General features: G+C 68.9%; 12 protein-coding genes. 4 read left to right on the top strand and 8 right to left on the bottom strand.

The genetic code is table 11. From position 1 onward, the window contains the following. Positions 1 to 43: 43 nt before the first annotated feature. Positions 44 to 1,570, bottom strand: a complete 1,527-nt coding sequence (locus ACI7YT_RS16105) for an ABC transporter substrate-binding protein (protein WP_406246898.1) — start codon at positions 1,568 to 1,570, stop codon at positions 44 to 46. A 194-nt stretch (positions 1,571 to 1,764) separates the two neighbouring features. On the opposite strand from ACI7YT_RS16105, the gene ACI7YT_RS16100 reads away from it, so the two are divergent. Together ACI7YT_RS16100 and ACI7YT_RS16095 are read left to right on the top strand one after the other, a co-directional pair. Then, positions 1,765 to 2,421, top strand: a complete 657-nt coding sequence (locus tag ACI7YT_RS16100) for a TetR/AcrR family transcriptional regulator (RefSeq protein ID WP_406246897.1) — start codon at positions 1,765 to 1,767, stop codon at positions 2,419 to 2,421. Next, on the top strand, positions 2,418 to 4,844 hold the full coding sequence (locus ACI7YT_RS16095; RefSeq protein WP_406246896.1) for a glycoside hydrolase family 2 TIM barrel-domain containing protein: 2,427 nt from the start codon (positions 2,418 to 2,420) through the stop codon (positions 4,842 to 4,844). The genes ACI7YT_RS16100 and ACI7YT_RS16095 overlap by 4 nt, the downstream gene beginning before the upstream one ends. Positions 4,845 to 4,918: 74 nt before the next feature. Here ACI7YT_RS16095 and ACI7YT_RS16090 read toward each other — a convergent pair whose 3' ends face one another. The 4 genes from ACI7YT_RS16090 to ACI7YT_RS16075 form a co-directional block, all read right to left on the bottom strand. Then, positions 4,919 to 6,328 carry a rhamnulokinase family protein gene (locus tag ACI7YT_RS16090; RefSeq protein WP_406246894.1) on the bottom strand — a complete coding sequence of 470 codons (1,410 nt, stop codon included), beginning with the start codon at positions 6,326 to 6,328 and terminating at the stop codon, positions 4,919 to 4,921. Continuing rightward, a complete protein-coding gene (locus tag ACI7YT_RS16085) occupies positions 6,325 to 8,361 on the bottom strand; it encodes a bifunctional aldolase/short-chain dehydrogenase (protein ID WP_406246892.1) in 2,037 nt (678 codons plus the stop codon). Before ACI7YT_RS16085 ends, ACI7YT_RS16090 begins: the two co-directional genes overlap by 4 nt. Before the next feature lie 93 nt (positions 8,362 to 8,454). Then, on the bottom strand, positions 8,455 to 9,216 hold the full coding sequence (locus tag ACI7YT_RS16080) for a DeoR/GlpR family DNA-binding transcription regulator (RefSeq protein ID WP_406246891.1): 762 nt from the start codon (positions 9,214 to 9,216) through the stop codon (positions 8,455 to 8,457). A 21-nt stretch (positions 9,217 to 9,237) separates the two neighbouring features. Continuing rightward, the gene (locus tag ACI7YT_RS16075; protein WP_406246889.1) at positions 9,238 to 9,792 is read right to left on the bottom strand and encodes a TetR/AcrR family transcriptional regulator; all 555 of its coding nucleotides are present in this window, start codon (positions 9,790 to 9,792) and stop codon (positions 9,238 to 9,240) included. A gap of 77 nt (positions 9,793 to 9,869) precedes the next feature. Here ACI7YT_RS16075 and ACI7YT_RS16070 point away from each other — a divergent pair, with 77 nt between their 5' ends. Beyond that, positions 9,870 to 11,225 carry a carotenoid oxygenase family protein gene (locus tag ACI7YT_RS16070; RefSeq protein ID WP_406246888.1) on the top strand — a complete coding sequence of 452 codons (1,356 nt, stop codon included), beginning with the start codon at positions 9,870 to 9,872 and terminating at the stop codon, positions 11,223 to 11,225. A gap of 23 nt (positions 11,226 to 11,248) precedes the next feature. On the opposite strand, the gene ACI7YT_RS16065 is transcribed toward ACI7YT_RS16070, so the two are convergent. The 3 genes from ACI7YT_RS16065 to ACI7YT_RS16055 all read right to left on the bottom strand — a co-directional run bounded on the left by ACI7YT_RS16065 (position 11,249) and on the right by ACI7YT_RS16055 (position 13,682). Then, positions 11,249 to 12,079, bottom strand: coding sequence for an alpha/beta hydrolase (locus ACI7YT_RS16065; protein WP_406246886.1), 831 nt, complete (start codon positions 12,077 to 12,079; stop codon positions 11,249 to 11,251). 68 nt (positions 12,080 to 12,147) lie between these two features. Further along, complete coding sequence (rhaI, locus tag ACI7YT_RS16060; protein ID WP_406246884.1) at positions 12,148 to 13,311, bottom strand: L-rhamnose isomerase; 1,164 nt, start codon at positions 13,309 to 13,311, stop codon at positions 12,148 to 12,150. A 2-nt stretch (positions 13,312 to 13,313) separates the two neighbouring features. Continuing rightward, on the bottom strand, positions 13,314 to 13,682 hold the full coding sequence (locus ACI7YT_RS16055) for an L-rhamnose mutarotase (RefSeq protein ID WP_406246882.1): 369 nt from the start codon (positions 13,680 to 13,682) through the stop codon (positions 13,314 to 13,316). Positions 13,683 to 13,845: 163 nt separating this feature from the next. On the opposite strand from ACI7YT_RS16055, the gene ACI7YT_RS16050 reads away from it, so the two are divergent. Continuing rightward, positions 13,846 to 18,924: a metallophosphoesterase gene (locus ACI7YT_RS16050; protein ID WP_406246880.1), complete on the top strand. Its 5,079-nt coding sequence runs from the start codon at positions 13,846 to 13,848 to the stop codon at positions 18,922 to 18,924. The last annotated feature ends 25 nt before the right edge of the window (positions 18,925 to 18,949 follow it).

Here is an 18,949-nt window from a genome sequence, read left to right as displayed (position 1 = left end):
TGGACCGGCCCGCCCGCGGACGCGGGCGGGCCGGAATTCGGTGCTACGGCTTCGGGACGAAGTCGTAGATCGCGGGGTACGCGTTGGTCGGGAGCATCTCGACCGTCGTGTTCGCGTCGGTCGCGAAGCTGCCCTGCACCCGGTAGAACGGAGCGAACCAGGCCTGCTCGACGAGGTAGGCGTTGAGCTCCTTCGCCACCGAGGCCTGCGTCGCCTCGTCGCCGAACTGGATCTGCTGGATGTACTCGTCCACCTGCGGGTCGGAGTAGCCGAACGGGTTGAAGATCGCGGTGGGGGCGATCATGAACTGGATCAGCTGCCAGTCGGGGTTCTGCTCGAGCGCCATGAACGACGCAGGGTACTTCGGCGCGAGGAGGTCCGCGATGAAGTTGTTGCCCGGGTCGGTGTACGAGGCGGTGACGCCGATGTCGGCCAACTGCTGCTCGATGAGCGTGTAGGTCGCCGCGCCCAGCAGCGTGGAGCTCGGCATCTCGAGCGTGAACCCGTCCGCGTAGCCCGCCTCGGCGAGCAGTTCCTTGGCCTTCTCCGGGTCATAGGTGTAGTAGTCGTCCAGCGACTCGTCGTACGCCTCGGATCCCTCGGGGAAAACCTGCGTCGTCACGGTGCCGTTGCCCAGCTGCAGCGCCTGCAGCAGGCCTTCGCGATCGAAGGCGTAGTTCAGCGCCTGGCGCACCTTCACGTCGGCGAGCGCGGGATTCATCGTGCCGGCGCGATCCAGCAGCAGCAGGCCCTGGAAGTCGAGCTCGTTCGCGTTGATCGTCCAGCCGGCGGCTTCGACTTCGGTGAGATTGTCGTTGCTCGCGAGCTTGACGCCGTTGGCCTCACCGGCCTTGATCGCGTTGACGGATGCCGTGGCGTCCGCCAGGACGTTGATGACGAGGCCGTCGTAGTGCTGGACGTCCGGGTTCCAGTAGCCGGGGTTCTTCGTGTACGTGTAGCTGGTGCCGGTGACCGTCGCGGCGGTGTCGAGGACGTACGGTCCCGAGCCGATCGGGTCGGTGGCGAGGTCGTCGTTCGCCAGCGACTCGCCGCTCGCGACGAGCCCGGGGTCACGGGTGAGGTAGTTCAGGAACGCGGGGTCGGGGGCCGCGAGGGTGATGACGACCGTCGTGTCATCAGGAGCGGCCAGGTTCGAGACGCCGGCGAAGTAGTTGGCGTCGGGAGACGTGCCGTCCTTGAACCGCTGCAGGTTGTCGATGACGACCTGAGCGGTGAGTTCGGAGTCGTCCGTGAAGGTGACGTCATCGCGCAGCGTCAGCGTGAGCTCGGTGCTGTCGTCGTTGTACGACCACTCGGTCGCGAGCCACGGTTCGATCGTTCCCTCGGGGGTGGCGAGCAGGAGGGTGTCGAACACGGCTTGGTAGAACGGTGCGCGGTTGCCCCACTCGGCCCCTGCGGGGTCGAACGTCGTGGGTGGCGTGATCGCGCCGAGGGTGAGAGTGCCTCCACCCTGTGCGCCGTCGCCGGTGTCCTCGGTCCCCGCGGCGCAGCCGGTGAGAGCGAGAGCCGCGATGGCGATGGTGGCTGCTGTGGCCTTCCAACGGAACATCCTTGGTCCCTTCGATGCGGTGATACCCCTGTGGATCACCTCTTGCGGAGTGAAGCTAGCAGGAAAAGCGAGCGTGCACTAGGTTTTTGTCGCAAATACCTAGCGATCGCTCGGAATTTGTTATAGAACGGTACCCGGAGGGTCCGGCGCCCGCGATCGACAACGGTCGCAGAGCGTGGGATACGGTGACATCGATGACGAACACCACGAGGACGAAGCCGGTTCGGCGCGGAGCCCGCGGCGAGTACGCGAAGACCAGGGAGCGGCGCAAGGCGATCCTGGATGCCGCGCTCGAGGTCTTCGCCGAGGGCGGATACCGCTCCGGTTCGCTGCGCGAGGTCGCCCAGCGCGTCGGGATCAGCGAGGCGGGGCTGCTGCATCATTTCTCGAGCAAGGTCAAGCTGCTGGAGGCGGTGCTCACGCACCGCGACGACCGCGCGCTCGAGATGGTCCCGATGCGCTCGGAGGACGGCGCCGCCACGATGCGCGGTCTCGTGGCGCTCGCCGCGCACAACGCGTCCATCCCCGGCGTGGTCGAGCTCTACTGCACGCTCTCGGCGGAGGCCACGTCGCCCGAGCATCCGGCGCACCAGTACTTCGTCGACCGCTACGACATCACGCGGTCCAACATCGAGCGGGCCCTCGAGTTCCTCCGGGCCGAGGGGCGGCTCCGACCGGGCATGACCTCGTACCGCGGGGCGGTCGCGATCATCGCCATGATGGACGGCCTGCAGGTGCAATGGCTGCTCGACCGCTCCGTGGTGGACATGGAGATCGAGCTGCGTGAGTTCATCTCGGGATTCGTCGACATCGACTGGGACATCGCGGACGAGGCGGAGGCGTCAGCATGATCCGCATCCCCTTCGTCGACGGCTGGACGGTCGGCCCCAAGCTGGGCGCCTTCGAATCGCGGGATGCGGCGACGGCCGCCGTCGCCGTGACCATTCCCCATGACGCGCTCCGGGACCTGCCGCGCTCGGCCGACAGCGTGCAGGGCGTGCACGCCGGCTACATCCCCGGCGGCGTCTTCGAGTACCGCACGACGTTCGACGTCCCTGACGAGTGGCGCGACCGGGCGGTCCGCATCGAGTTCGAGGGCGTCTACCGCGACGCGACCGTGTACATCAACGGCGACTTCGCCGCGCACGAGGCGAACGGTTACGCGGCCTTCGTCGTGGATGCCGATCCGTTCCTGAGGCACGGCGAGCCGAACACGATCGTCGTCGAGGCGCGTGTGCACCGGGACAGCCGCTGGTACACCGGCGGCGGCATCTACCGGCCCGTCCACCTCGTCGTCGGCGATCCGGTGCACATCGCGCTCGACGGCACGAGGGCTGCGGCATCCGACATCGATGCGGAACGGGCGATCGTCGAGATCTCCACGCGGGTCGAGAACGGCACCCGTCACACGGCGATGCGCCGCCTGAGCTGGACGATCGTCGACGACGGCGACATCGAGGTCGCATCGGGCACCTCGCCGGTGACGATCCTGCCGGGCACCGATGCCGTGACCCGCGTCCGCGTTCCCGTCACCGCCCCTCGGCTGTGGAGCCCTGATGCCCCGCACCTGTACCGGGTGCGCACGATCCTCGCGACGATCGACGGAGATCCCGTCGATCAGGACGAGACGGTGCTCGGCATCCGTCGCCTCCAGCTCGACACGGCGCACGGCCTGCGAATCAACGGCGAGACCGTCGATCTCCGCGGCGCCTGCATCCACCACGACAACGGTCCGCTCGGAGCGGTCTCGGTCGAGGCGGCGGAGGACCGTCGCGTGCGGATCCTCAAGGAAGCCGGTTTCAACGCGATCCGCAGCGCCCACAACCCCGCAAGCCGCGCTTTGCTCGAAGCGTGCGACCGGTACGGCATGCTCGTGATGGACGAGCTGACCGACGTGTGGACGAAGTCGAAGACCGCGTTCGACTCGTCGCTCGGGTTCGAAGAGCGCTGGCGGAGAGACGTCGCGGCTCTGGTGGCCAAGGATCTCGGCCACCCCAGCGTCATCCTGTACTCGATCGGCAACGAGATCCTCGAGCTCGCGACGCCGCACGGGGCGACCTGGAGCAGGCGCCTCGCCGAGGAGTTCCGCCGGCTCGACCCGAGCCGTTTCGTGACCAACGGCATCAACGGGATCATCGCGAACCTCGAGCACCTGCAGGCCGCGATGGCGTCGGCCGAGGCATCCGATGCGAACACCATGATGGCCGACATGGGAGAGCAGATGGCGCGAATGAACGCGTCTGCGCTCGTGACGGACTCGATCGAGGAATCCGCCGCCGTGCTCGATGTCGTCGGGTTCAACTATGCGGATTCCCGCTACGAGTTGGATGCCGAACTCTTCCCGAACCGGGTGATCGTCGGGTCAGAGACGTTCCCTGACCGGATCGCCTCGCTCTGGGAAGCCGTGACACGGCTGCCGCACGTGATCGGCGACTTCACGTGGACGGGCTGGGACTACATCGGCGAGGCGGGGATCGGTCGCGTCGACTACACCGACGTCGACGGCTACGAGCCGACCGGAACCGCGGGCCCCTACCCGTATCTGCTCGCCCAGTGCGGCGATATCGACATCACCGGGCACCGGCTGCCGGCGTCGTACTACCGCGAGATCGCGTTCGGGCTGCGGACCGAGCCGATGATCGCCGTGCATCGGCCGCAGCACCATGGTCGGCCGACCGCTAAGACGCCCTGGTCCTGGGACGACGTGGTCTCGAACTGGAGCTGGAGCGTCCCGACCGGATCACCCGTCTCTGTCGACGTCTACGCGGATGCCGACGAGGTCGAACTGCGCCGCAACGGCGTGCCGGTCGCGCGCATCCCTGTGGGGGTGCCGCGCCCGCTCATCGCCCGGTTCGAGACCTCATACGAACCGGGAGAACTGTCCGCGGTCGCGTTTCGGTCGGGGGCCGAGATCGGCCGGACGGCGCTCGTCACGGCCGGCTCCGCCGCGCTCGTCGCACGCGTGGAGGACGGCGGCGACGCCGCGCTCGCCTACGTCGCGATCACTCTCGAGGATGCCGCTGGCACCGTCGTCGTCGACCAGGACGCGCGCGTGACCGTGTCGGTCTCGGACGGTGAACTGGCGGGGATCGGATCCGGCCGCGCCCGCACCGAGGAGTCGTTCGCCGGTCCGTCGGCGACGACGTACGACGGGCGTCTGCTGGCGATCGTGCGTCGCGATCCGGGTGCCGAGGTGCGCGTCACGGCGTCGGCTGAGGGCTTCGCACCGGCGGAGGTCGTCATCTCGGCTCGCCCGGCGTCCCTCGCTCGTTGAGCGAGGACGGCGCCGTTCCCCTCGTTCGTTGAGCGAGGAGGCGGGGCTCGTTCAACGAACGAGAAGAGGAGCGCTCAGCGCGGGTCGTACCGGACCGGCTGATGCGTGCGCGCGACCAGCGCGCGCAGCTCTTCGAGGGTCGCCGGAGCAGCGCCGAGGGCGCGCGCCTGCACGAGCACGTTGCCGAGCGCGGTCGCCTCGACGGGGCCGGCGAGCACCGGCACGCCTGAACGATCGGCGGTCGCCTGACACAGCAGCCGGTTCAGCGATCCGCCGCCCACCAGGTGGATGGCGTCGATCTCACGACCGGAGAGATCTCCGGCCGTCTGCACGGCATCCGCGAAGGCCTGCGCGATCGACTCGACGATCGTGCGCGCGAAGGCCGCGCGGTCGGCCGGCACTGCCGAACCACCGGACGTCAGCACGGCGGCGATGCGCGCCGGCATGTCGCCGGGTGCGCTCAGCGATGGGTCGTTCGCATCGAAAAGGGGGATGTCTCCGGAGACCGCCGCCGCGGCATCCAGCAGCTCTGGCAGGTCGATCGAGGAGGCGTCCTCCGCCTCCCAGGCGCGCACCGTCTCGCTCAGCAGCCAGAGGCCGGTGACATTGTGCAGGAACCGGAACCGGCCGTCCACGCCCGATTCGTGCGTGAAGTTCGCCGCGCGTGCGGCATCCGTCAGCACCGGCTCCGCGATCTCCACGCCGACCAGGCCCCACGTGCCGCACGAGATGTACGCCGAATCCGGCGTCGACAGCGGCACGGCCACGACAGCGGATGCCGTGTCGTGCGAGCCGACGGCGACGACGGGGAGGTCTTTGCCGATGCGCTCGGTCAGATCGGGACGCAGCGTCCCGATCACGACGCCAGGGTCGACGAGCGGCGGGAGGATGCCGGACGGGATGCCGAGACGCTCGGCGAGCTCCAGATCCCACTCCGACGACTCGACCCCGAGGAGCCCGGTCGTCGAGGCGTTCGTGCGCTCGGCGACACGTGCCCCGGTGAGCAGGTAGGCGATGAGATCGGGGATGAGGAGCGCGCCGTCGGCGTCCGCGAGGGCGGTGTCCACGCGGTACTGGTACAGCGTGTTGAACGGCAGGAACTGCAAGCCGTTGCGCTGGTATAGCTCGGTGAAGGGGGCGATCGTGTGCACCTCGGCGACCCCGCGCTCGCTGCGCTCGTCGCGGTAGTGGAACGGCTCCGCGAGCAGTGCGTCGTCGCGCAGCAGACCGTAGTCCACCGCCCAGGAGTCGATGCCGATGCTCTCGATCGACGGCTCCCGGCGGACAGCCTCGGCGAGTCCGTCGACGATGTGACCGTACAGGGCATCGAAGTCCCAGTGCAGTCCGTCTGCGCGCTCGACGGGGCCGTTGGGGAACCGGGTGACGAGCTCGAGCTCGAGCGCGTCGGGTCCGACCCGCCCGATCATGACGCGCCCCGACGTCGCTCCGAGGTCGACCGCGGCGACCGCGCGGATGTCAGTCATCGCAGGAACGCCGCGGCGACGCCGGAGTCGACCGGGATGTGCAGGCCCGTCGTGCGGCTCAGCTCCGGGCCGGTGAGGACGAACACCGCGTCGGCGACGTTCTCGGGGACGACCTCGCGCTTGAGGATCGTGCGGTTCGCGTAGAACTGGCCGAGGTCCTCCTCCGCCACGCCGTACGTGGCCGCGCGGTTCGCGCCCCACCCGGAGGCGAAGATGCCCGAGCCGCGGACGACGCCGTCGGGGTTGATGCCGTTGACGCGGATGCCGAACTCGCCGAGCTCGACCGCGAGCAGCCGCACCTGGTGGGCCTGGTCCGCCTTCGTCGCGGAGTAGGCGATGTTGTTCGGGCCGGCGAAGACGGAGTTCTTCGACGAGATGTAGATGATGTCGCCGCCGAGCTTCTGGTCGATCAGGACCTTCGCCGCAGCCTTCGACACCAGGAAAGAGCCCTTGGCCATGACGTCGTGCTGCAGGTCCCAGTCCTTCTCGGTGGTCTCCAGCAGCGGACGCGACAGCGAAAGACCGGCGTTGTTGACGACGAGGTCGACGCCGCCGAATGCCAGCACGGCCTCGTTCAGCGCGGCCTGGACCGCCTCGGCATCCGCGACGTTCGCGGCGACACCGATCGCGACATCCGTGTTCCCGAGTTCGGCCGCGGCAGCCTGCGCCTTCTCGAGGTCGAGGTCCGCGACGACGACGCAGGCGCCCTCGGCCGCGAGTCGGGTGGCGATGGCCTTGCCGATGCCGGATGCCGCGCCCGTGACGAACGCGATGCGGCCCTGGTGGGACTTCGGCTTCGGCATCCGCTGCAGCTTGGCCTCCTCGAGCGCCCAGTACTCGATGCGGAACTTCTCGGCATCCGAGATGGGGGAGTAGGTCGACAGCGCCTCGGCGCCGCGCATGACGTTGATCGCGTTGACGTAGAACTCGCCGGCGACGCGGGCGGTCTGCTTGTTCGCACCGTACGAGAACATTCCCACGCCGGGGATCAGGACGATGAGGGGGTCCGCGCCGCGGATCGCGGGCGACTCCGCCGTCGCATGCGCGTCGTAGTACGCCTGGTAGTCAGAGCGGTACTCGTCGTGAAGTTCGTGCAGTCGGGCGATCTGGTCCTCCGGTGACGCCGTCGCCGGCAGGTCGAGGATCAGCGGCTTGACCTTCGTGCGCAGGAAGTGGTCGGGGCAGCTCGTGCCGAGAGCGGCGAGTTCGGGCGCGCGCTCGGACGCGAGGAAGTCGAGCACGACGTCGGAGTCGGTGAAGTGGCCGACCATCGGCTTGTCGTGCGAGGCGATCCCGCGGATCGTGGCGGCCAGCGTCGCCGCGCGCTCTCGCCGCTCGGCATCCGGCAGGGCCTCGAAGCCGCCGCGCACGTCGCCGAAGGGTGCCGACTCGCCGTTGGCCTCGATGTAGGCGGCGGCCGTGTCGATGATCCACAGCGAATTGGTCTCGGACTCCTCCGACGTGTCGCCCCAGGCGGTGATGCCGTGGCCGCCGAGGATGCAGCCGATCGCCTGCGGGTTCTTCGCCTTGATCTCGGCGATGTCCAGACCGAGCTGGAAACCGGGGCGGCGCCACGGCACCCAGACGACCTTGTCGCCGAAGATCTTCGTCGTCAGCTCTTCTCCGTCTGCGGCCGTGGCGATCGCGATGCCCGAGTCGGGATGCAGATGGTCGACGTGCGCGGCGTCGACGAGGCCGTGCATCGCCGTGTCGATCGACGGTGCGGCACCGCCCTTGCCGTGGAGGCAGTAGTCGAACGCGGCTACCATCTCGTCCTCGCGGTCAAGACCCGGGTAGACGTCGACGAGCGCGCGCATGCGGTCCAGGCGCAGCACGGCGAGGCCGGACTCCTTCAGGGTGCCCAGGTCGCCGCCCGAGCCCTTGACCCACAGCAACTCGACCGGCTGGCCGGTCACGGGGTCGGTCTCGGTGCCCTTGGCGGAGGTGTTGCCGCCTGCGTAGTTGGTGTTCTTCGGGTCGGCACCCAGGCGGTTCGACCGCTCGATGAGGGCGGCAGCGGTGGCGTTGGTCATGAGCTCTCCAAGACAGGAACGATGCACGACCCACGCGGTCGAGCTGTTGGATCATGTGAAATATAACACAACACGAACATTGACCGAAAGGACTCAGCGGATGTCGGCGATCCCGCGATACGGGTCCAGTCGCTCGTCGCGTGGTTCGAGTTCGGTGATCAGCACGGAGATCTCGTGCAGTTCGAGTGCGCGCGCCACCGATCGGCGCTGCAGCTTGCTCGAATCGATCAGAACGACGGTGGTCGCCGCATTCGTCGCCATGGCCTGCTTGAGCTCTGCCTCCTCTACGGAGACCTCTGAGGTCCCGTCGTCGCTGTCCAGAGCATCCGCAGACGAGAAGAAGATGTCGAAGTACACCGAGCGGATGCTGCGCCGTGCGAGGGGGCCGACGAGACTGCCCGTCGTCGGCTCGGCCGTGCCGCCCGAGATCACCGCGCTGACCCCCTCGAAGGGCTGCAGCAGCTGGAAGCTCTCGAACGAGTTGGTGTAGGCGGTCACTCCGGATCGCGGACCGATCGCCGAGGCGAGCATGCTCACCGTCGTCGATGCGTCCAGCGCTATGCTCCCGGCCGTCGGAACCAGCTGCAGCGCCTTCTCGGCGATCGTGCGCTTGGCCGTCGCGCGGATCGCCCGACGCGCATCGAACGGGCGAGCGCGCGGCGCCGCCGTCGCGCCACCACGCACGCGGCGCACCCGGCCCTCGGCCTCGAGTTCGAGCAGATCGCGGCGGATCGTCATGGGCGATACCGCGAACAACTCGGCCGCCGCGTCGATCATCACGCCGCGCGGAGCGTTCGCGAGCTCGACGAGTTCGTCTCTGCGACGCTGCGCGTCGAGGTTGCCGGAGAGTGCCATGAGAGGAATCTATCCGCGCCGTCAGCGCACCGCGGCGATCGCCCGCAGCCCGGCGATGACGTCATCGGCGGTGGGGGCGCGGTCGGGGTCGACGAGATGCTGGGTCATCACGCCCGTGATGAGGGCGAACTGAATCGCACCGGCGGCCCGCCCCGCATCGCCGCCCGCCGAGGTGAACGCTTCGCCGAGGCCGACGCGTCCGCGCTCCTGCGTATCCGCGAGCCGTTGGCGCAGCTCATCGTCGTGCAGCGTCTGCGTGAGGATCTCGAGGTTCGCCTTCCACAGGGCGCGGTCGTGCCGGAAGGAGTCGATCATGCCCGACCAGAACGTGCGGAGCCGCTCGCCGGCGTCGTCGGCATCCGCTCCGGTGCCGACCGTGATCATCGTCTCGGCCAGGTCGCCGGACAGCTCGATCATCGCCTGCAGGAGGAGTTTGTCCTTCGTGCCGTAGTGGTAGCCGATCGAGCCGAGGTTGGTGTTCGATGCCTCGACGATGTCGCGGGCGGTGGTCCGGCTGTAGCCGCGCTCGATCAGGCAGCGCTTGGCGCCCTCGAGCAGGTCCTCCCGGTGTCCCATGCTCCTGATCCTATGCGACGCCTTCACTATTTATACAAGCGTGTGATACGTTCGTGTAACTGACGAGAGGAACCACCGTGCGACTCGAGCGATACACCCGAGGCAACTTCGCCCCGGTCACAGAAGAGATCACCGCCTTCGACCTGCCGGTCACCGGGAAGATCCCCGAGGACCTCGATGGGCGCTACCTGCGCATCGGCCCCAATCCGCTCGGGTTGGAGGACGCCTCGGCGCACCTGTGGACGCTCGGCGAAGGCATGGTGCACGGCGTCCGGCTGCGCGACGGACGTGCGGAGTGGTACCGGAACCGCTGGGTGCGCTCGGCCTCCGTGGCGGACCGCCTGGGTGAACCACGTCGCGGGCGACCCGTTGACGAACGGTTCGACTTCGCTCCGAACGTGCAGGTCGCCGGCCACGGCGGACGCTTCTACGCCCTGATCGAAGGCGGCATCGCGCCCTACGAACTGACCGGCGAGCTCGACACCGTCGGCGTCTCCGATCTGGGCGGGACCCCTGAGGGCTTCACCGCCAACGCCCACACCAAGTACGACCACCGGACCGGCGAGATGCACTCCCTGGCGTTCCGCTACGGTGTGGACTTCATCCAGCACATCGTGTTCGAACCGGGCGGCGGCGTGCAGCGCACGACGAACATTCCCGCGCCGACCATGCCGTATCTGCACGACTTCGGCCTCACCGACAACTTCGTGCTCATCTACACCTCACCCGTGGTGTTCAATCCCGAGCTCTTCGCCACGGGCGTCCCCTTCGGCTGGAACGATGATCTGCCGACCCAGGTCGGCGTCATGCCGCGGGCCGGAGGCGTCGTGCGGTGGATGGATTTGCCGCCCGGCATGGTCGGGCATACTCTCAACGCCTACGAGGAGGCCGGCAGGATCGTCGCCGACGTCGTCGTGCACCGCGGCGTGTTCAGCCTTCTCGACATCGGCGCCGGGCGCCCGGTCCTGGAGCGCTGGACCGTGGATCTCGCCGCGGGGAAGGTCCGCACCGAGCTGCTCCACGACAGGCCGCAGGACTTCCCGCGGATGAACGGCCGGCACGCTGGCCGCCCGTACCGGTTCGGATACTCGGCGTCGACGGAGCTGTACGCCCCGACCAGCGTCACGGAGCCAGACCGCCCCGATGAGGGGTTCTCGAACGCGATCCTGAAGCACGACCTGCTGACCGGGGCGACCGAGACGCACGAGTTCGGGCGCGACGCCGCCGCTGGCGAAGCCGTGTTCGTTCCGGCGGTGAACGCGACCGCTGAGGACGACGGGTACAACCTGCTCTACGTCCACGATCCAGAGCGCGGCGCCGCGGATCTCGTCGTGCTCTCCGCGCAGGACTTCAGTGGCGAGCCCCTCGCCCGCGTGCATCTGCCGGCGCGCGTCCCGCTCGGCCTGCACGGGAACTGGATCCCCGAGCGCTGAGCCGGCGCATCCCGGCCCGCCGTCTAGGCGATCAGGGCCCTGAGCCGCGCCGAGAACCGCTCGATCGTGCGCGTCGCGGCCGGCTCCTCCGGCCGGTTGAGGTGACCGTGCTGCGTGCCCGGTTCGGTGAGGACCTCGACGTCGCGGCCGGCTGCGGCGAGGGTCGCGGCGAAGAACTCGCCGGAGACCCGCAGCTCGTCCGTGTCGCCGTTGACGATGAACGTCGGCGGGTAGTGCACCAGTTCCGATGCCGTGGCATTGCCAGGCACAGCTGGCAGCGGTGCGTCGTCGGCCGACCCGCCGAGGTAGTTCTCGTACATGCCGAGCACGACCTCCGGCTGGAAGCGATCCGCGTCGGGGTTCGCGTCCAGGGCGGCGCGCAGCTCGGCATCCGGAGCGGGCTGAACCGCGAGCAGCGTCGGGTAGGCGAGCAGCGCGAGCGCCGGCGCCTCGTCGGTGCCGGCGAGGCGGAGCGCGGCGCCGGCCGCGAGATTGCCGCCGGCGCTCGTCCCGCCGACGGCGAGCGCGTCGAGCGAGATGCCGAGCTCCTCGGCGTGCGCGCGCGTCCAGCGGATCGCCGTGACCATGTCGTCTGACCCGGCCGGATAGATGTGACCCGGTGCTTCCTCCACGCCGGGGTGGAAGCCCTCGGGTACCGGCGCGAGCCGGTAGTCGACCGAGACGACGGTCGTCCCGCGGGCGGCCAGCTGGCGGGCGACCCAGTCGGATTCGGGCATGTCGATGTCGCCGAACAGGAAGCCGCCGCCATGGGCCCAGACGAGGCCGGTGCCGTCCGGCTCCGGTGCGGGGTACACGCGCACGAGTCCGTCGGCTGCTGCATAGGGCGTGGTCATTCGGTTCCTCTCGGAGAACGCCGGGGACACGGAGATCGGCATCCCGTGTCCCCGGCGGGTCTATCGGGTCAGGCGCCCCAGCCGGCCTGGACGCCGCCGACGCGCTCTGCGGCGATCTTCTGCTGGTAGCCGGATGCCGCGTACGCCGCCATGGGATCTGCGTTCAGGCCCCGGCTCTCGCGCCACTCTGCCAGAGCAGGACGGACATCCGTGTAGAACGCGTCCATGAAGACGGCGTTCGCGGCCAGCACGTCGCCCGAGCGCTGCGCCGCGGTCAGGGCGTCGCGGTCGACGAGCAGCGCACGGGCCGTCATCTCCTGGACGTTCAGGACCGAGCGGATCTGGCCGGGGATCTTGTCCTCGACGTTGTGGCACTGGTCGAGCATGAAGGCCACATCGGGGTTGTTCAGGCCGCCGCCGCGGATGACCTCGAACAGGATGCGGAACAGCTGGAACGGGTCGGCGGCACCCACGATCAGGTCGTCGTCGGCGTAGAAGCGCGAGTTGAAGTCGAACGAGCCCAGCTTGCCCAGGCGCAGCAGCTGCATGACGATGAACTCGATGTTCGTGCCAGGCGCGTGGTGGCCGGTGTCGAGGCAGACCATCGCCTTCTCGCCGAGCGCGCTCACCTGGGCATACGAGGTGCCCCAGTCCGGAACGTCCGTGTGATAGAACGCCGGCTCGAAGAACTTGTACTCCAGCACGAGGCGCTGGTCGTCGCCGAGGCGCGCGTAGATCTGCTCGAGCGAGTCGTGCAGCCGGTCCTGGCGCCCGCGCATGTCGGCCTGACCCGGGTAGTTCGAGCCCTCCGCGAGCCAGATCTTCAAATCGCGCGAGCCGGTCTTGTCCATGACGTCGATGCATGCCAGGTGGTGGTCGATCGCCTTCCGGCGCACCGCGGCATCCTCGTGCGTGAGTGCACCGAACTTGTACTCGTCGTCCTGGAACGTGTTGGAGTTGATCGTTCCGAGTTCGACGCCGAGGTCCTCGGCGTGCTTGCGCAGGTCGGCGAAGTCGCACACGTCCCACGGGATGTGCAGTGCGACGGACGGCGCGAGCCGGGTGTGGGCGTTGACCTGCGCGGCATCCGAGATCTTCTCGAACGGATCGCGAGGCGTACCGGGGGTGCCGAACACCTTGAACCGGGTGCCGGAGTTGCCGAACGCCCAGCTGGGCAGCTCGATGCCCTGCTGCTCGAGGGCGGCAAGGTTCTCTGGGGAGAGGGCGGACATGGTCACTCGCTTTCTGCGGATTCGGATGCTGCGGCGGAGAGCTGATCCGCCAGATTGAAGACTTCGGTGAGTGGCGCGGCCGCCTGGTCGGGGCGTCCTTCGAGGCCGACGAAGAAGCGGGCCATCTCGGCCTCCCAGCGGCCGGCGATCTCGGAAGAGGCGAGATACGCCTGCGCCGCAGCGTCGTCATCGGTCTCGTAGTAGCCGATGAGCACGCCGCCGTCGCCGAGGAACAGCGAGTAATTGCGCCGGCCGGATGCCGCGATCTCGGCGAGCATCTCCGGCCATACCGGAGAGTGGCGCTGGAGGTACTCGTCCAGCAGCTCTGGGCGGACCTGCAGCTGGAAGCAGACCCGGGTGGGGGAGGTCATCGTCGACATGCTCCTCGATCGTGTGATGAATCGTTTCAAGATTAGAGGGCGTCCGCCGATCGTGCAACATCGGAAGCGCTTCAGCCACGATCCACCTTTGGTTCACTCTGCGTTTCCCGAGGAAGGGGGAGTGATTCAGCCGTTCGCGATTCGCTGATCTCTCGTGACCCACCCCGTTCTCACCCGTCTTCGTGCTGTCCTCGCCGGCGCGGCCGCGCTCGCCATCGCCGCAACGGGCATCGGCATCGCGGTGCCGGCATCCGCCGCCGAAGCGCTCCCCGACCTCGTGATCACCGAGATCATGCCCGACAACGCGGGCACGCCCTCTGACCAGGACTACTTCGAGTTCTTCGAGGTCGCGAACACGACCGACGCACCGATCGACTTCGCCGACTACGCGCTGCGATACAACACGTCCGGCTGGTTGTCCGCGGTCGAGCCGGGCACAGAGACCGCGCTCGCCGATGTCATGATCCCCGCCAGGAGCTCCGCCGTGTTCTGGCTGCGATATGCGGTCGGCACCGGCGATGCCGCAGTGGAGCAGTGGCAGCTCGCCGACGCGGACTTCCGTGCGCACTACGGTGACGCCGCATCCGCCTACCCGCTGTTCCACGTGATCGGTCAGGGCGGATTCGCCAACACGGGCGCTCGCGAATTCCGACTGTTCCAGGGCGACCGATCGACGCTCGTCTCGGGCGTCGACTACGACCGCGTCTCCGGCAAGGGGATGTCCGAGCAGTACACGGTACCGGCGTCCGGTGCCGTGTCCGTCGACCGCGTCATGATCGCGCCGACCCCCGGCACGGTCGACCCGGCGCAACTGGTGCGCCCCGGCGGCGGGGAGGTGCCGGACCCCGGCCCGGTCGGCCCCGACCCGGACCGCCCCACCGACCCTGCACTCGCGGCGCCGCTGCTGCAGATCACCGAGCTGGCCCCCGACACGGCGAACGTCGACGGCGCCGATGCCTTCGAATTCGTCGAGGTCTTCAACGCGTCGGACGCACCGGTCGACTTCAGCGACTACACGCTCAGCTACCTCTACACGGACAACGCGCTCACGACACCGGTCACGCTCAACGCGACCCTGTGGCCGGCGTCGCCGGATGATGTCGTGATCCCCGCCGGCGGCACGCTCGTCGCGTGGATAGTGAACCCGGTCGGGGTTGCGAGCGGGCTCACGGTCGCCGACTTCAACGAGGCGTTCGGCACCGACCTCGTGCTCGGCGAGGGCATCGTGCAGCTCTTCAACGGCGGAATGGCGAACGGCGGCTCCCGCGGCATCCAGGTCGCCACCGACACCGGCCACGACGTGAGCCGTGCGTACTACTTCGACAACGACCAGACCACGGCCGACACGGGGATCCAGTACGGCTGGAACCCGGGCGATGGCGCGCACCTGTGGGCGCCAGAGGCTCCGGACGGGACGATCCAGACCATGATGGCGCTCGCGGCGCCGACGCCGGGCTTCGTCAGCGCCGGTCAGGTCCCGGCATCCTTCGTGGCGGCTCCGGCGGCAGGAACCGCACCCGCCATCGAAGATCTCACCGGCGGCTCGGACGTGCCCGATACGTCGGCGCTCGACCTCGGATTCGCGATCACGGACGATGTGCTGGTCCGCTCCGTCACCCTCGAACTCGTCGACAACCTGGGCGCGACTCAGAGCCGGAACCTCACGGTCGAGGCGTCCGACCGGTTCCACTACTCCGTGCCGGCGGCGGACCTGTTCGGCAAGCGCTGGATCGAGTACACCGTCACGGCGAGCGACGGCCTGCAGCAGAGCACGCTCGGGCCGGTGCGCGTCGAGCTCGTCGACGGCGAGCCGGAGCCGGTGCGCCTCAACCTGGCGGACGGGCAGTTCGTCTCCGGCCCCGTTCGCGTGTCCGCGACGGGCGACGACGTGAAGCTCGAGATCGACGGTGCCGAGGTCGACGATGCGGTCGCGTCGCTGGAGACGGGGCCGGTCTTCGCCTTCGAGGCGACGAACACCGATGCCTTCTTCCGCAACGGCGTCAAGCTCGGCGACGAGGTGCTGCGGATCTTCGACGAGGGCTACTACGCGCGCATCGTGACGGTCGACGCGACGGTCCCTGTCGAACGCGTCGTACCGGGGGAGCAGGTCACGCTGTCGATCACGGCCGGTACCAAGGCGTGGCCGAACGCGGACGTCAACGAGAACAACGACGACTTCGCCGCGCAGAACCTGCGCCTCGCCCTGCCGGACGGCCGCGTGCTGCGACCGGACCACTGCGCGACGACCAAGGAGGCGGACGGCCAGGTCACGGCCCCCGCATTCGCGGACTGCCCCGCCCCGTCCGATCGGATCGCCTTCAGCGACGCCTCGCTGGTGTCGTTCCTCGCGACGTTCACGATTCCGGATGACGCGTTCACGTCCGTGTCGACCGTGTGGGACACCACTGCGGTCGAGGACGGCGACCACGCCCTCACGGCCCGTGCCGGAGCGGACGCGGCGACCAGGACCGTCGTCGTCGACAACACCGCGCCGGTCATCGAACCGACCGTCGTCGAGGGCGAGAAGTACCGGGGGCACCTCGTCGTGGATGCCGCAGCGACGGATGCCGGATCCGGCGTCGCCGAGATCTCGGGAACTCTGGACGGCACGCCGATCGCACTGCCGCTCGCGACGTCCTCGCTCGGGCTCGCGCCGGGCGCGCACGTCGCCGAGTTCACCGCTACGGATGCCGTCGGCAACGCCGCTACGACGTCGGTCGCCTTCGAGACGGCCGACGAGCAGCCCGCGATCCGACTCGACGGGCCGACCGACGGCGAGATCCTAGAGGGCGACACCGCCGAGCTCACCGCCACCCCGACATCCGCCGAGGGCGACGCGCTGGATGTGAGCTTCCGCGCCGGCCAGAGTTACGCGCCGGGCGACGAGGGGCTCACCATCAGCCGCGGAATCGTGTCCGACTCACAGACGCAGGACCGCACCGCGGGAGAGGTCCTGGGCGAAGAGGAGCTCGGGGCGCTGCTCGGCACCGACGGCGTGAACGTCGAGACCACCGCCGCGACCGGCCTGCCGTACCAGCTCTACACGATGGCGATATCGGCCGATGTCGGCACGGGTGCTCTTGCGCGGGTGGACTGGCGCGGCACCGCCAATGCCGGAGCGAAGGTGATCCTGTACGTCCGCACCGTCGACGGCGCCTGGGAGCAGGTCGCTCAGCACCTGACGACGGCGGAGACGCCCGAATTCACGCTTGAAGCGCTGGTCCCGGTCGACGGGCACGTCGTGGACGGCGTGCTGACCGCCCTCGTCCAGCATTCGGATGGATTCTCCGCCGACGACCTGTCGACACGCACGAGCGAGGTCGCTCCGTACCACCCCGAGGCCACACCGCGCGACGCCTACGACTTCACGATCGCGATCGAGAGCGACACCCAGTACTACAACGAGACGGACGACTACTACCCGCACCAGCTCGCGATCCACGAGTTCCTTCTGGAGCAGCGGGAGAACCTCAACCTGCAGTACATGATCCACAACGGCGACATCGTCAACGTCCACACCGACGCGCACCAGTGGGACAACGCGAATGCGGCCTACACGATGCTCGACGAGGCCGGCCTGCCCTACGGCGTCCTCGCGGGCAACCACGACGTCGGCGGTCATGCGGCGGACTACACGCAGTACTCCGAGCACTTCGGCGAGGCGCGCTACGCGGGCAACCCCTGGTACGGCGAGTCGTACAAGGACAACCGCGGTCACTACGACCTCGTGTCGGCCGGCGGCATCGACTTCCTCATGCTCTACATGGGCTGGCCGACTCCGAACGACGTGACGGACAACAGCGAGGACATCGCCTGGCTGAACGAGGTGATCCAGCGGTACCCCGAGCGCAAGGTCTGGATCAACCTGCACGAGTACATGCTCACCACCGGTGGACTCGGGCCGTTCCCGCAACGGGTGTTCGATGAGGTCGTGACGCCCAACGCCAACGTCTTCGCCGTCAGCTCGGGTCACTACCACGACGCCTACACGCGCACGGACGAGATCGACGACGACGGCGACGGCGTCGCCGACCGCACGGTGTACTCGATGCTGTTCGACTACCAGGGGCTGCCGGAGGGGGGCCTCGGATACCTGCGTCTGGCGCACTTCGACAACGAGGGCCAGCGCATCATCATCCGCACCTACTCTCCGTCGCTGGCCGATTTCGACTCCGATGAGCCGTCGCTGAACGACCCGGCGGGGATGCAGGAGTTCGAGATCCCCTATGCGGCTGCGGGCATCGTCCCGGCGCAGAAGACCCTGGCCGCCGATTCGTTCCGTGCCGAGATCCTCACGGCGCACGAGATCGGCGCGCAGACCGGCGTCGCCTCCGGCACGCAGACCTCGGCCACCTGGAGCGACCTGACAGAGGGCGAGCACGGCTGGTACGTGGTGGCCACGGGTCCGCACGGCGGCGTGGAGTACTCCGAGGTGCGCACCTTCCAGGCGGCTGCATCTGGAGGAGGAACGCCGGGCGAGCCCGGCGAACCAGGTGAGCCCGGTGACGGCGACGCGGATCCGGGTGACGGCGACGCGGGTGCCGATCCGGGTGACGGCGACGCGGGTACGGACCCAGGCGACGCTGATGCGGGCGGAACGCCGGGGGAGCCGGGCGACAGCGACGCCGGCGGCGAAACCCCGGGAGAACCGGGCGGCGGCACGGGCGGCGGCCAGCCCGGCGAGGGCGACAGTTCCGGCGAACCGGGCGACGGCGCGGACGCAGGTTCCGACGCAGGATCGGACGTGGGTTCCGGCGGCGGTTCCGGCGCTGACCCCGACGGCGGTTCCGACGGTGCTGCGGATGGTGGAGCCCCCGAAGAACCCGCCGCCCAGCCGCATGGCACCGTGACGGCCGCACCGGGATCGGCGCTCGTCCCCGGCGGACGGATGCAGGTCCAGTTCATGGGCTTCCAGGCCGGCGAGCAGGTGCGCTTCGTCCTGCACTCCACGCCGATGCCGCTCGACGAGACGCTCACCGTGGCCTCCGACGGAACGCTCACGGGCATCCTCGGCATCCCGGAGGATGCGGTGGTCGGCGCGCACGAGCTCGAGGCGATCGGCGCCTCCGGGCTGTCGGTGCTGTCCGAGCCGTTCACGATCGCGAAGGCGTCGGCCGCCGGCACCCTGCCGATGACGGGCGTCGACGTGACGATCGGCGTCGTGATCGGCGGCATGCTGCTCGCGATGGGCGGAGTGCTTCTCGTCGGGATCCGGCGGCGCCGCACACGATGACGCGGTGACCTGCGCGACCACACGC

The sequence above is a fragment of the Microbacterium sp. M genome (assembly GCF_045181065.1).
Classification (GTDB): Bacteria; Actinomycetota; Actinomycetes; order Actinomycetales; family Microbacteriaceae; genus Microbacterium.
This window is presented reverse-complemented; position numbering and strand designations above follow the sequence as displayed.

Excerpts from the sequence above, each read along its gene's own strand:
- ACI7YT_RS16080 (WP_406246891.1), bottom strand. The coding sequence starts at position 9,216 with ATGGCACTCTCCGGCAACCTCGACGCGCAGCGTCGCAGAGACGAACTC.
- ACI7YT_RS16105 (WP_406246898.1), bottom strand. The coding sequence starts at position 1,570 with ATGTTCCGTTGGAAGGCCACAGCAGCCACCATCGCCATCGCGGCTCTC.
- ACI7YT_RS16055 (WP_406246882.1), bottom strand. The coding sequence starts at position 13,682 with ATGACCTCCCCCACCCGGGTCTGCTTCCAGCTGCAGGTCCGCCCAGAG.
- ACI7YT_RS16090 (WP_406246894.1), bottom strand. The coding sequence starts at position 6,328 with ATGACTGACATCCGCGCGGTCGCCGCGGTCGACCTCGGAGCGACGTCG.
- ACI7YT_RS16085 (WP_406246892.1), bottom strand. The coding sequence starts at position 8,361 with ATGACCAACGCCACCGCTGCCGCCCTCATCGAGCGGTCGAACCGCCTG.
- ACI7YT_RS16095 (WP_406246896.1), top strand. The coding sequence starts at position 2,418 with ATGATCCGCATCCCCTTCGTCGACGGCTGGACGGTCGGCCCCAAGCTG.
- ACI7YT_RS16065 (WP_406246886.1), bottom strand. The coding sequence starts at position 12,079 with ATGACCACGCCCTATGCAGCAGCCGACGGACTCGTGCGCGTGTACCCC.
- rhaI (WP_406246884.1), bottom strand. The coding sequence starts at position 13,311 with ATGTCCGCCCTCTCCCCAGAGAACCTTGCCGCCCTCGAGCAGCAGGGC.
- ACI7YT_RS16075 (WP_406246889.1), bottom strand. The coding sequence starts at position 9,792 with ATGGGACACCGGGAGGACCTGCTCGAGGGCGCCAAGCGCTGCCTGATC.
- ACI7YT_RS16100 (WP_406246897.1), top strand. The coding sequence starts at position 1,765 with ATGACGAACACCACGAGGACGAAGCCGGTTCGGCGCGGAGCCCGCGGC.